Genomic DNA, 12,827 nt, shown 5'->3' with positions numbered 1-12,827 from the left:
TTACCAATGCTGGTCCAGATAGCGGGCCAGCAGGCCCAGGCACAGCAGCCAAAGTAAAATGATCATCGCCGCCGCCATGCGGCCGGTGGGGTTATCGACGCGCTTTTGCGCCTTCTCGCGCAGCTCGGCCATCAGCGGCTTGGGGATCAGGCGCACCGCCAGCATGATGCCCAACGGCACGATGATCACGTCATCCAGATAGCCCAGCACCGGAATGAAGTCCGGGATCAGATCGATCGGCGAGATCGCATAGCCGGCCACCAGCAGCGCGATCAGTTTGGCGTACCACGGGGTGCGCTTATCACGGGCGGCCAGCCACAGCGCATAAATATCGCGCTTAATGCTTTTGGCCCAACGGCGCAGCCAGCCGAACCACGGCGTGCGTTTTTTCAGTGAGATCATGGTGGCGTTGTTTGGCTATCCGGCGGTCTGTAGGGAGGAAGATGCGGCCATGGTAACCGATCCGCGCCGCCGTTGGCGAATGGCAATCCCACTTGTATTGTCACGGCGAAACGATCTAGCTTAAGGGTCCGCGTTTACCGACAACTGGGAGTCACTATGGCTTTTCGTTTGTACAGCAACGATCTGCAGGACGGCGGCAAACTGCCGCAGCCGCAGGTCTTCAACGGCATGGGCTACCACGGCGATAACCTGTCGCCCCATCTGGCCTGGGACGGCGTGCCGGCCGGCACCAAAAGCTTCGTGATCGCCGTTTACGATCCCGATGCCCCGACCGGCTCCGGCTGGTGGCACTGGATCGTGGCCAATATTCCCGCCGACGTGCGCGAGCTGCCGCAAGGCGCGGGCTCCGGCAAAGCCCCACTGCCCGCCGGCGCGCTGCAGACCCGCACCGACTTCGGCTCGGCCGGCTACGGCGGCGCGGCACCGCCAGAGGGCGAAAGCCACCGCTACCAGTTCACCGTGCATGCGCTGGACGTGGAGCGTATCGAAGTGGATGAGGGATCCAGCGGCGCGCTGGTGGGCTTCAACGTCCATTTCCACAGCCTCGGCAGCGCCACGCTGACGGTGACGTTCAACTGATTCCCCGCCAATAAAAAAGCGCGATTCAACCGAACCGCGCTTTTTCCATACTCGTCTGACCGCCGAATTACTTCGCCAGCACGCTCACCCACATCGGGCCTTTGCCCACCGGATAGCGCGCCAGCGTGGTCAGCTCGCCGCTGCGCTGGTCAATCTCATGCACCGCGATGTGATCGGATTTCTGGCCGGACGAAATCACGAAGCGGCCGCTGTGATCGATATTGAAACCGCGCGGCTGCGCTTCGGTCGGGTGATAGCCGACCACGCTCAGCGTGCCGCCGTCTTCGGAAACGCTGAAAATGGTCAGAATGCTGGCGGTGCGATCGCTGGTGTACAGGAAGCGGCCGTTCGGGGTGATATGGATGTCCGCCGCCCAGCGGGTGCCGTCGAAGTCGGCCGGCATGATGTCCAGCGTCTGCGTCACGGTGTAGTGGCCGCCGTTTTCCGAGATGGCCAGCACGTCCACCGTGCCGTCCAGCTCATTGACGCAGTAGGCGAACTTGTCGTTGTGGTGGAACGCCATATGGCGCGGGCCGGCGCCGGCGGCGGTCACCACCGCTTCCTGCGCGTGCGGCGTCAGCTGGCCTGCCAGGCTCAGGTTGAACAGGCGGATGCGGTCTTCTTTCAGGCACGGCACCAGCACCAGCTGGTTGGTCGGATCGATGTTCGCCGAGTGCGGCGCGGTCAGGCCGTCGATCTGCTGAATAGGCGCCGTCACCACGCCGTCATGGCCAATCGGGCTGATGCTGGCGCAGTTGCCGCTGTAGGAGGCGGAGAACAGGTAACGCCCCTGCAAATCGGTGGAGATATGGGTCGGGCTGCCCGGCAGCGGCGCCATGCCGGCCTGCTGCAGCGTGCCGTCCGCCTCGATGCGGTAGCTGACGATGCCGAACGCCGGACGTACGCCGACGTACAGGTGGGTCTTGTCCGGATGAAGGGTCATCGGCTGCACCTGGCCCGGCACATCAACGGTTTGCAGCAGCGCCAGCGCGCCGGCGTCGTCCAAATGCCAAACGTGGATCTGCTGGCTCTCCGGGCTGGCGACATAAACGATTTGCTTCATGTGTTCTCCTTGCAAAGGGTAAAAGAGGAACCGGTTTCAGGCCGTTCGATTGCCCCTAGCTTACCGCACATCCGTCGCATGGCAACCCCACTTAGCACCGGAAGCTCACGCGGTTTTCTCCGTTGGCTATCCGGTGTACCATCGAATTAATTTTATGGCTAACGATAACGAGAACCCTATGAGCTACCGCGTCATCGCCCTCGATCTTGACGGCACCCTGCTGGACAACCAAAAACGCATCTTACCGCAGTCGCTGGAAGCACTGACGCAGGCGCGCGCCGCCGGCGTCCAGGTGGTGGTGGTCACCGGCCGCCATCACGTCGCCATCCATCCTTTCTACCAGGCGCTGCAGATAGACACCCCGGCCATCTGCTGCAACGGCACCTACCTGTATGATTTTCAGCAGAAAAAGGTGCTGGCCGCCGATCCGCTGGCGAAAGATCAGGCCAAGCAGGTGCTGCAGATGCTCAAACAGACCGACATTCACGGGCTGATGTACGTTGACGACGCCATGCTGTACCAGGAGCCGAGCGGCCACGTGACCCGCTCGCTGGCCTGGGCCGAAACTCTGCCGGCGGCGCAGCGCCCGACGCTGCTGCAGGTCGGCAGCCTGGCGCAGGCGGCCGACGACGCGCAGGCGATCTGGAAATTCGCTACCTCGCACGCCGATACCCTGGCGCTGCGCGAGTTTGCCTACACGGTGGAGAAAGAGCTGGGGCTGGCGTGCGAATGGTCCTGGCACGATCAGGTGGATATCGCCAAAGGCGGCAACAGCAAAGGCAAGCGCCTGCGCCAATGGGTAGAGTCGCAGGGGCTGAGCATGGATCAGGTGGTGGCGTTCGGCGACAACTACAACGACATCAGCATGCTGGAAGCGGTCGGGTTGGGTGTGGCGATGGGCAACGCCGATGACGCGATCAAGGAACGCGCCGATCTGGTGATCGCCGATAACCTGCAGCCGGGCATCGCCGAGGTGATCCGCACCCGCGTACTCTAGTTTTTTCGCCCTCCCGCCGGGAGGGCCTGTCTTAGCGGCTCTCGCGACTGATCGACACGCTCTTCACCTGCGCGTACAGCCACTGCCCGGGGCGGATCGCCAGTTCATCGCGCGCCCACGGCGTGATCCGCGCCCACAGCACGTGCTCCCCGACCGCCAGCTTCACTTCCACCTGCCCGTCCACCTCCAGATACTCGCTCACCTTGGCCGGCAACACGTTGCGAATGCTGCTGTTGACCGGCGGTTGCAGCACCAGCGAGACGTCGGCGGCGTTGATGCGAATGCGCAGTTGGGTGCCCAGTTCGGCGTCGATGCCGCTGACCCACAACCTTTGATCGCCAAGCGCCAGCGCGGTCATGGCATAGCGTTGATGATGCTCAATCACGCTGACGCGCAGCACGCTGCTCTGATCTTCACGCTGCAGCCACGGCCGCAGCGCGCTGCTGGCCCAGACGGCTTCCAGCCCGCCGAACGCAAGCACCTCGCCGCGATCCAGCACCATCACCTGCTCGGCCAGGCGCAGGATCTCGTCCAGGCTGTGGCTGACGTAGAGGATGGGGATGTTGACGTCCTGCGCCAGCCGCTCCAGATACGGCAGCAGCTCGCGTTTGCGCGGCAGGTCGAGCGAGGCCAGCGGTTCGTCCATCAGCAGCAGCTCCGGCGCGGTCAGCAGCGCGCGGCCGATCGCCACCCGCTGTTTTTCACCGCCGGAGAGCGTCAGCGGCAGCCGATTGAGCAACGGCCCGATGCCCAGCAGCTCGACGATGGTATTGAACTGCGCGCGCATGCCGGCCGCCATGCCGTACTGCAGGTTGCCGCGCACCCGATAGTGCGGGAACAGCCGTGCATCCTGAAACACGTAGCCGATGCGGCGCTTTTCCGGCGGCAGGCAAAGGCCCGCGGCGGTATCCACCAGCGTACGGCCATTAAGTGCGATGCGCCCCTGCTGCAAGCGGGTCAGGCCGCCGATGGCGTTAATCAGGGACGTTTTGCCCGCGCCGGACAGGCCGAAAATCGCGGTGATGCCCTGCGCCGACAAATCGGCGCGGACGTTGAGATTAAGGTCGCCCAGCTGCTGCGAGAAATCCAGCTCCAGCATTTACACCCCCATCCGTTTGCGGCCCCAGCGGGCCAGCCATTCGGACACCATCAGGGAAGCCAGCGACAGCACGATGGCGATCACGCACAGGCGCGCGGCGGCGGCTTCCGCCCCCGGCGTTTCAATCAGCGTATACATCGCCAGCGGAATGGTGCGGGTTTCACCGGGAATGTTGGAGACGAAGGTGATGGTGGCGCCAAACTCCCCCAGCGAGCGGGCGAAGGCCAGCACCACGCCGACAATGACGCCGGGCAGCGACAGCGGCAGCGTGATGGTGAAAAACACCCGCCACGGGTTGGCGCCCAGCGTGCGCGCCGCCTGCTCCAGCCGGGTATCCACCGCCTCCAGCGCCAGCCGGATGGCGCGCACCATCAGCGGAAACGCCACCACCGCCGATGCCAGCGCGGCGCCGCGCCAACTAAAGCTAAAGCTGAAGCCGAACCAGTCGTACAGCCACTCGCCGATGACGCCGCGCCGCCCCATGGCGATCAGCAGCAAATAGCCGACCACCACCGGGGGCAGCACCAGGGGCAGGTGAATGACGCCGTCCAACAGCGCCTTGCCGGGAAAGCGGCAACGCACCAGCACCCAGGCCATCAGAATGCCGAACGGCAGGCTGCAGACCACCGCCAAACCGGAGACTTTCAGGCTCAGCTCAACCGCCTGCCACTCGTACTCACTCAGAATCATTTACGCGGGGTGAATCCATAATGTTCGAAAATAGCGGCCGCTTCCGGGCTCTTCAGATAGGTATAGAAAGCGCTGACCGTCGGATTTTGACGATCTTTCACCATCGCCATCGGATATTCAACCGGTTTGTGGCTGTCTTCCGGGAACACGCCCACCACTTTCACCTTGTCGCTGGCGACCGCGTCGGAGCCGTAGACGATGCCGAGCGGCGCTTCACCGCGCTCCACCAGCGCCATGGCGCTGCGCACGTTGTTGGCGCGCGCCAGTTTCGGCTCCAGCGCGTTCCAGGCGCCCAGGTGCTCCAGCGCCTCTTTGGCGTAGATGCCGGCCGGCACGTGATCCGGATCGCCCACCGCCAGGCGGCCGCCGTTGAGCAGCTTGGCCCAGTCGGTCTGCTTGTCGATGGCGATCTTGTCTTGCTTATCGCTCTTGGCGGCGATCAGCACCAGTTCGTTGCCCAGCAGCGTGTAGCGGGTGTCTTTCACCATCTGCTGCTTGTCGATGGCGTAATCCATCCACTGTTGATCGGCGGAGATGAACAGATCGGCCGGGGCGCCCTGCTCAATTTGGCGCGCCAGCGTCGAGGACGACGCAAAGGAGGAAACCACCTGCACATCCTTGCCTTTTTGATACTGGGTGGCGATGTCCTGCAGCGCGTTGGTCAGCGACGCGGCGGCGAACACGGTGATCTTTTCCGCCGCCGAAGCCTGTGCCACCAGGCCCGAGGCCAACACGATCCCGCCAACCCATTTGGTCCATTGCTGTTTCATTGTTTTTCTCCGCAAGTTAACGTGCATTATCACTCTTCGTTATATAAAAAATAATATAACGTTGCGCGAAAGCTTGTCATGCGGTTTATCGGCAAAGCGTGAGATAACTTGAGGAATGCCCGCCGGGCGACGCCGGCGGGTATCGGGATGGGGAACGGTCAGTGCTGGGTGCGGTTTTCTTTCGAACGGCCCACTTTGGAGAAGACGTTGAACACTTCGCCAAAACCGTAGATCAGGCCGAGGATCAGCGCCATGACCACCGGCACCATGACTACGGCAAACAACAGACTTTTCAATAATTCCAACATGATAGCCTCGCTTAACTGCCCATTGAGCGGCAAATGCCTTTCACCGCATATCGGGTTATTCTAACCCAAAAAAATCGCTAAAACCGGAGTTATTTTAGCCAGCGGGGCGAAATTGTGATCGGCCAAACGTGCCCTTTTGACCGATCTCATCCCGCCGCGGGATAGTAGATCAACGGTGGCGCGTAGCCGGCGGGCGCCGCCAGCCGGGCCTCCACCCCGTACACCGCGCGAATGTGTTCCGGCGTCAGCGCCTGCTGCGGCGCACCCGCCGCGCAGACCCTGCCTCGCTGCAGCAGCGCCACCCGATCGCAATAACAGGCGGCCAGATTCAGATCGTGCAACGTCACCACCACGCTAAGTTTCAGCCGCCGCAGCAAGGCCATAAACTGCTGCTGATGGGCGATATCCAGATGGTTGGCGGGTTCGTCCAGCAGCAGCCACGGCGTTTGCTGCGCCAGCGCGCGCGCCAGGTGCACCCGCTGCCGTTCACCGCCGGACAGCCGCTGCCAATCGCGATCGGCCAGGTGGCTAATGCCCACTTGCTCCATCGCCTGCCCGGCGAAGCGGCGATCCTCGGTACCAAAACCGCGCCAGCGGCCGATATGGGCCAGGCGCCCCAGTAGCACCGCCTCCTTCACCGGCAGCGCGAAGGCGCCGGGGGCGGATTGCTCGAGAAAAGCGATGCGCCTGGCGCGCTCCCGCCCGGAAAACGCGGCGATCTCGCGCCCTTCCAGCCAAACGCGGCCCCCGGCGACGGGCTGCAACCCGGCCAACAGCTTGAGCAACGTGGATTTACCGCTGCCGTTGACGCCGAGCACGCCGGTGACCTCACCGTGCAAGGCGCAGAAACTGAGATTTTCCAGCACCGTGCGTTCGCCCGCCCGCCAGCTCACCCCCTCGGCGCACAGGCCGGATCGCGCTTTTTCAATCGTCATGCATTGACCTTCCGATACAGCAACAGCAGGAATACCGGCACCCCCAGCAGCGCGGTCAGCACGCCGACCGGCAGCTCGCGCGGGGCAAACAGCGTTCTGGCCAGCGTGTCCGCCGCCACGGCGAACAGCGCACCGCACAGCGCGCTGGCCGGCAACAGCCGCCGATGCCGCGAGCCGACCAGCCGCCGGGCGACGTGCGGCACCGTCAGCCCGATAAATCCCACCGCACCGCTGAACGCGACGATCGCCGCCGTCAGCGCGGTGGTCACCACATACAGCAGCAGCTTCAGCGGAGCCACCGCCACCCCCAGCGAAGCGGCGGTCACGCCGCCGAACGCCAGCGCGTCCAGCTCACCCGCTCGCAGCCAACAAAGCAGCAGCGCCGCCGCCAGCGCCAGCCCGCACAACCCGACCTGCGGCCAGCGCGCGTCGCTGAACGATCCCAGCAGCCAGAACATCACGCCGCGCGTGGCGTTGGCATCCGCCTGCCAGAGGGTGATCAGCGAAGTCAGTGCGGAGAGCAGCTGCGTCACCGCCACCCCGGCCAGAATAAACAGCGTGGACTCCCCCTGCAGGGAACGCCCGGCCAGCAGCATCACCAACGCAAACGCCCCCAGCGCGCCGATAAACGCGCCGCCGGACACCGACAACAGGCCGCCCCCCAGTCCCAATATCAACACCGTTACCGCCCCCACGCCGGCGCCGGAGGAGATCCCCAGCACCCAGGGATCGGCCAGCGGGTTGCGGGTCAGCGACTGCAGCACGGTGCCCGCCAACGCCAGCCCGGCGCCGGCCAGCGCCGCCAATAGCGCGCGCGGCATCCGCAGCGACCAGATGATGCGCTGATACACCTCGGCATCGGTCGCCGCGCTGCCGCTGACGCCGAATACGATGCGCCAGGCGTCGTGCCACGCGATCGGCGCAGGCCCCGACAAGGTGGCGCCCAGCAGGGCCAGCGGCAGCGCTGCCGCCAACAACAGCAGCCAGCCGGCCTCACGGCCGGGCAGTAACCGCCGGATCATGCTATTTCCAGCCTGCGATCACATAGTCGTCCAACAGCTGCCACACCGTCCCCGCCTCGCTGAAACCGGCCTGCCTGAGGGCCGCGAGCTGGAAATCCACCGGCGTCGGCGGCGGCACCGGGCGGCCGGCGAACAGCGCTTCACGCTCGGCCTGATAAGCGGCCAGCGCCGGTGATTGCAGCGCGCCCGCGAACCAACGATCCCAATCCTCGACGCCGTTGTCCCAGGCGCGCTGTTGGGTCTGCTCATCATGCCGCTCCGCCAACGCTTTCAGCCGCGGCTGACGCGGGTCATAGCGCTGATGATCGGCGTTGAGGAATACGCCGCCGTCGGCCAGCAACCCGGCGACGTTGCGGTACAGCGCCAGCTGCTGCTCTGGCATCAGCCAGTGCAGCGCCGTGCTGGACACCGCCGCCTGCGGCGCGGGGCCGGACAGCGCGGAAAAACAGGCTGGATCCGCCAGATCGGCCTGCAGAATGCGGATCCGATCGCCGTATTCCGCCAGCGCGCCGCGCGCCACCGCCAGCAGCAGCGGATCAAGATCGATGGCGGTCACTCTGGCCTGTGGAAAGCGCTGTAAAATGCGCAGGCTCAGCGAGCCCGGGCCGCAGGCCAGATCCACCACGTGAAAATCCTGGCCGGCAGCCAGCGCCAGCACGTCCAGCTGGGCGTTAAAACGCGCTTCCCGTTCGGCGATGTAGGCCGCCTGCTGGCGATCCCAGGAGTCCAGCAGCGAAGAGAATGAAACGGCAGTCATATCAAGGTTCCTTGTTGGAAAAAGTCGGAGCCTGCGGCGGCAAGGCCGCCAGGCCCCGAATCAAACGGCCCAGCGCCGCCACGGTGCGGGCGGAAGGGTCCATGTCGTAACCGGGGAGGATCACGTAGCGCCGCTGGCGCACGGCGCGCAGCGTCGCGGTCAGCGGGTGATGTTCCAGAAAGGCGATCTTGTCGGCCGCGCTGTCGCCGAGGCCGCCGCGCGGCAGATCGCCAAGCACGATCGCATCCGGATCGCGGGCGGCGATGATTTCCCAGGACACCGTCGGCCACAGCTCGGGCCGATCGCCGAACAGGTTCTCGCTGCCGACGCTGCGGCTCAGCAAGCCTGGCGCGCCGCAGCAGCCCGCCACATAAGGCGTCTGCGCGCCGGCATACCACCACAGCAGACGCCAATGCGGCAGCGGCGCGCGCTGCGCCTCAAGTGCCCTCAGCTGCCCGCGCAGCCGTTCGATCAGCGCTTCACCGGCGCGGCTGACGTTGAAAATACGCGCCAGCTCCCGTAGCTCGGTGAAAATGTCTTCGAACGTCAGCGCCGCGGCGATCGCGCTTTGCTGACCGCTGCAGGCGCCGGGAGAGAGATAAGTGCCGATGCCCCATTCCGCCAGCCGCACCCGGTCGGGCGTTTCCGGGCTGTGCAGCCAGTAATAGCTGGCCGAATAGACAAAATCCGGCCGCATCAGCAGCAACGCTTCCGCCGTGGGCGGCGCCGGGCTGGTGGGCGCCCGCAGCGCATCGGCCGGCGCCGTCGGCGCGGGATCGCGCGCGCGGTCATACCCGACCACGCCGATCGCGCGGGCGGCCAGCCCCAGCGCCAGCAGATTTTCCAGCGCCGGGTTGGCGTAAACCAGCACCCGCTGCGGCGGCTGCGGGTAATCGCGCGTTACCCCGCAATTTTGCAGGCTGACGGCATCGGCACGCAGCGGCGCGCCCCCGCCCAATCCCAGGGCGCACAACAGCAGGGCAAGCCAGCGTTTCACGCCGTTAAAACCTGACCGACACGAAGGTTTCATAGCTGCGCGGCGGCGCGATCAGCGCCTGATCCGGGTAGGTGCGCTGATAGGCGTACAGCTGGTTGGTGGCGTTGCGAATGCGAAAACCGACATCGACGATCGGCGTCAGCTGATAGTCTGCCGCCAGATCGAGCGTGGTGTACGCGCGCATCTTGCGCCGGTTGGCGTCGTCGTTGTAGCTGCTGCCGACGTAGCGCAGCGAAGAAGCCAGCCCCAGGCGCTCCGTCGCCTGATAATGCACGCTGAGGTTGGCGGTCCAGTCCGGGATATAGGCCGGGCGATTGCCGTTATAGCTGCGCAGCGGGCTGCCGCCGCGATAGTCGTCGTAGCGGGCGGGCGTGTAGGCGGCGTTGCCGGCCAGCTCCCAGCGCTCGTCGGGGCGCAGCACCACGCCAAGCTCAATGCCGCGCGACGTCTGCCGGCCTACCGCGTTCAATGCATCCGGCCGCTGCGCGTCGGGCACAAACAGGTTGTCCTTGCGCAGTTCGTACAGCGCCAGCGTCGCCTCGCCCTTGTTACCCCAAAACTGCCCTTTGGCGCCGGCCTCCCACTGACGCGCTCGCGTCAGCGGCAGATCGGTCTGCGTTGGGCTGAGGAAGAACAGATCGTTGCCCGGCTCCTGGCCGGTGGTGTAGTTGGCGTAGAGCGTGAGGTTATCGGTCAATGCATAACTGGGGCCCAGGCTCCAGGTACTGAAAACGTAGGTGTGCGCGCGGCTCTCTTCCTGCGGCCCCTGGAAGCGCCAGTCCATGTTCATATGGTTGTAGCGCAACTGGCCCAGCAGCGCTAAACGCTCGGTCAGGCTGAAGCGATCCTCGAGAAAGGCGGCGTACTGGTTCTGGGTGACGTGGCGCACCGGCGCGCGTTGCCGGTCGGTACCCTGGGCGAACGGCTCTCTGGGCGGCGCGCCAAGCGGCACGTCTTCCGAACCGGGGAAACCGTTGGAGTAATACTGAAAATGCCGCTTGCTCAGATCGAGACCGACCAGCAACCGGTTATCGAAACCGGCGATGGCGCGGTCGAACACCAGCGAACTGCGGTTGCCGATCAGATCGTCGTCGTGCGCCAGAGCGCCGAAGGAGTCACGGTTGACGTCGCCGGGCCGGGCCGCCGCCGCGACGCGGAAACGCTCGACGTTGCGCCATTCGCGAAAGCCGCTGTAGTAATAGAATTGGTTATGCCATTCCACTTCGGGCGTCATAAACCAGTCCAGGCTGGCCTGAAATGCGGTGGCGTTGCTCTGGATGCGGCTGTCGGTCAGGTTGTTGTAATTGATGTCGCGTAGTTCGCCGGCAATGCGACCATCCAACAGCGGCGTGCCGTAGTAAGGGTTGTTGGTGCGGTTGAGCATGCGGTCCAGGCTCAGCGTCAACAGCGCATCGTCCGTCAGCTTAAACAGCAGCGAGCCGGAAACCCGCTTCTGCCGATCGCGTTCATACTGCACGTTGCTGCCGCTGTCGTTGCCGCTGACATCCAACCGGTACGCCACCGCATCGTCCACCAGCGCGCCGCCGGCCCCCAGATGCAGACGCTGGCTGCGGTAGCTGCCGAAGCCATAATCGAGCTCGAGCGGCTGGCGGCTGAAGGTCGGTCGCCGCGAGATCAGGTTGACGCTGCCGCCTGCGGCGCTCAGGCCGTTCAAGGCCGATCCCGGCCCGCGCAGTATCTCGATACTGTCGTAATGCGCCGGATCGCCCAGCTGCAGCGTGCTGCCGGGCATCTCTACGCCGTTATACAGCCAGGCGATCGGCCGAAAACCGCGCGCGGAAAAGTTGTTGGACAACGTTGGCGAAGCGACGCCGGACAAGCCGGTGACGTGCTCGACGGCGGCGGCCAGCGAGCGATCGCCCCGCTGTTGGATCGCCCTTGCGCTGATGATATCGACGCTTCGCGGCGTCTCCCGAGCGGTCAGCCCGAGCTGCGAAGCGCTGCGGCTCACGGCGCTCAACGCATCGTAGCGCCCGGCGGGGGCCGCCGCCTCCACGGTGAGCTGTTCTTCGCACCCCGTGGCATTGCGGGCTTTATCGCAGTCGGCGGCGAAAGCCAGCGGCGCCGTCAGTGCGCCGCCGACCCAAGCGGCGGCAAGGCATAAAGATTTTCTGGGCGTGCCAAGACGCCGGCGTGTCGTACTCATGTGGAGCATCCCTGTGGTGAAATAAAAACCGGCCGTAAGCCGGCGTAAAGCCTTATCGTTTTTCTGTTATGTTATATTATAACAATAAAACAATACCAGTCTTTATTGCCCCGCGCTCCACCGCACTGCGTTTGGCGCTTTGCCGCCAAATCGGCGACAATAAGATTTTTGCCGCCGACAGGATGCGCTATGCAGGCCGAAATTCTTCTGACTCTCAAACTCCAGCAAAAGCTGTTCGCCGATCCGCGCCGCATCGCGCTGCTGAAACAGGTGCAGCACACCGGCTCCATCAGCCAGGGCGCCAAACTGGCGGGTATCAGCTACAAAAGCGCCTGGGACGCCATCAATGAAATGAACCAACTGGCGGAACACACGGTGGTGGAACGCGCCACCGGCGGTAAAGGCGGCGGCGGCGCGCAGCTGACGCACTATGGCCAGCGGTTGATCCAGCTGTATGACCTGCTGGGCCAGGTGCAGCAAAAAGCGTTCGACGTATTGCAGCAGGACGATCTGCCGCTCGACAGCCTGCTGGCGGCCATCTCGCGCTTCTCGCTGCAAACCAGCGCGCGCAATCAGTTCTTCGGCACCGTCATCGAACGCGATCATCAGCAGGTGCAGCAGCATCTGGCGATTTTGTTGAACGACGGCACCACTCGCCTGACGGCGGCCATTACCCAGCAAAGTGCCGACCGGCTGCAGCTGACGCCGGGCAAAGAGGTGCTGGCGCTGATCAAGGCGCCCTGGGTGCGGTTAAGCGTCGAGACGGCGGATCATGCCGGTGCGGATAACGTGCTGGCGGGCGTGGTGGCCGGCATTCAGCCAGGCGCCGAACACAGCGAGGTGCTGGTAACGCTGGCGGGCGGAGAAACCCTGTGCGCCACCCTGACGACGGCGGAGTTGCAGCGTCTGCAACTGAGCGTCGGCGCCGCCGTACACGCCCTGTTCAACGCCGATCGCGTGATTGTCGCCACGTTGTGTTAA

Annotated in this window: 14 protein-coding genes; 3 read left to right on the top strand and 11 right to left on the bottom strand. The window is 64.6% G+C overall.

The window, feature by feature from the left end; all coding sequences use genetic code 11:
* Positions 1–402 (bottom strand): YkvA family protein, encoded by a 402-nt coding sequence (locus QDT79_RS10530; RefSeq protein ID WP_038870940.1) that lies wholly within the window; start codon positions 400–402, stop codon positions 1–3.
* Positions 403–558: 156 nt separating this feature from the next.
* Between QDT79_RS10530 and QDT79_RS10525 the strand changes: the two genes are divergently transcribed.
* The gene (locus tag QDT79_RS10525) at positions 559–1,041 is read left to right on the top strand and encodes a kinase inhibitor (RefSeq protein ID WP_197816974.1); all 483 of its coding nucleotides are present in this window, start codon (positions 559–561) and stop codon (positions 1,039–1,041) included.
* Positions 1,042–1,108: 67 nt separating this feature from the next.
* Here QDT79_RS10525 and pgl read toward each other — a convergent pair whose 3' ends face one another.
* Positions 1,109–2,104: a 6-phosphogluconolactonase gene (gene pgl, locus QDT79_RS10520; RefSeq protein WP_308316468.1), complete on the bottom strand. Its 996-nt coding sequence runs from the start codon at positions 2,102–2,104 to the stop codon at positions 1,109–1,111.
* A gap of 178 nt (positions 2,105–2,282) precedes the next feature.
* Here pgl and QDT79_RS10515 point away from each other — a divergent pair, with 178 nt between their 5' ends.
* Complete coding sequence (locus QDT79_RS10515; RefSeq protein ID WP_308316467.1) at positions 2,283–3,101, top strand: pyridoxal phosphatase; 819 nt, start codon at positions 2,283–2,285, stop codon at positions 3,099–3,101.
* Between the two features lie 31 nt (positions 3,102–3,132).
* Here QDT79_RS10515 and modC read toward each other — a convergent pair whose 3' ends face one another.
* The 9 genes from modC to QDT79_RS10470 form a co-directional block, all read right to left on the bottom strand.
* Positions 3,133–4,200, bottom strand: coding sequence for a molybdenum ABC transporter ATP-binding protein ModC (gene modC / locus QDT79_RS10510; RefSeq protein ID WP_107227304.1), 1,068 nt, complete (start codon positions 4,198–4,200; stop codon positions 3,133–3,135).
* Positions 4,201–4,890: a molybdate ABC transporter permease subunit gene (gene modB, locus QDT79_RS10505; RefSeq protein ID WP_015377003.1), complete on the bottom strand. Its 690-nt coding sequence runs from the start codon at positions 4,888–4,890 to the stop codon at positions 4,201–4,203.
* On the bottom strand, positions 4,887–5,660 hold the full coding sequence (gene modA / locus QDT79_RS10500; RefSeq protein WP_063991134.1) for a molybdate ABC transporter substrate-binding protein: 774 nt from the start codon (positions 5,658–5,660) through the stop codon (positions 4,887–4,889). The genes modB and modA overlap by 4 nt, the downstream gene beginning before the upstream one ends.
* Positions 5,661–5,818: 158 nt before the next feature.
* Entirely contained in the window at positions 5,819–5,968 is a 150-nt protein-coding gene (locus QDT79_RS10495) for an AcrZ family multidrug efflux pump-associated protein (protein WP_004939813.1), read from the bottom strand.
* A gap of 146 nt (positions 5,969–6,114) precedes the next feature.
* Positions 6,115–6,903 carry an ABC transporter ATP-binding protein gene (locus QDT79_RS10490; RefSeq protein ID WP_107227303.1) on the bottom strand — a complete coding sequence of 263 codons (789 nt, stop codon included), beginning with the start codon at positions 6,901–6,903 and terminating at the stop codon, positions 6,115–6,117.
* The gene (locus QDT79_RS10485; RefSeq protein ID WP_063991132.1) at positions 6,900–7,925 is read right to left on the bottom strand and encodes a FecCD family ABC transporter permease; all 1,026 of its coding nucleotides are present in this window, start codon (positions 7,923–7,925) and stop codon (positions 6,900–6,902) included. Before QDT79_RS10485 ends, QDT79_RS10490 begins: the two co-directional genes overlap by 4 nt.
* 1 nt (position 7,926) lies before the next feature.
* Positions 7,927–8,682 carry a class I SAM-dependent methyltransferase gene (locus tag QDT79_RS10480; RefSeq protein WP_063991131.1) on the bottom strand — a complete coding sequence of 252 codons (756 nt, stop codon included), beginning with the start codon at positions 8,680–8,682 and terminating at the stop codon, positions 7,927–7,929.
* Between the two features lies 1 nt (position 8,683).
* A complete protein-coding gene (locus tag QDT79_RS10475) occupies positions 8,684–9,679 on the bottom strand; it encodes an ABC transporter substrate-binding protein (protein WP_308316466.1) in 996 nt (331 codons plus the stop codon).
* Positions 9,680–9,683: 4 nt separating this feature from the next.
* Positions 9,684–11,846, bottom strand: coding sequence for a TonB-dependent siderophore receptor (locus QDT79_RS10470; protein ID WP_308316465.1), 2,163 nt, complete (start codon positions 11,844–11,846; stop codon positions 9,684–9,686).
* 189 nt (positions 11,847–12,035) lie between these two features.
* On the opposite strand from QDT79_RS10470, the gene modE reads away from it, so the two are divergent.
* Positions 12,036–12,827 (top strand): molybdenum-dependent transcriptional regulator, encoded by a 792-nt coding sequence (gene modE, locus QDT79_RS10465; RefSeq protein WP_063991128.1) that lies wholly within the window; start codon positions 12,036–12,038, stop codon positions 12,825–12,827.

Origin of the sequence: Serratia marcescens, from assembly GCF_029846115.1 — a bacterium.
Classification (GTDB): Bacteria; Pseudomonadota; Gammaproteobacteria; order Enterobacterales; family Enterobacteriaceae; genus Serratia; species Serratia marcescens_L.
Note: the sequence above shows the minus strand (reverse complement) of the source record. Positions and strands in the feature narration are given on the sequence as shown.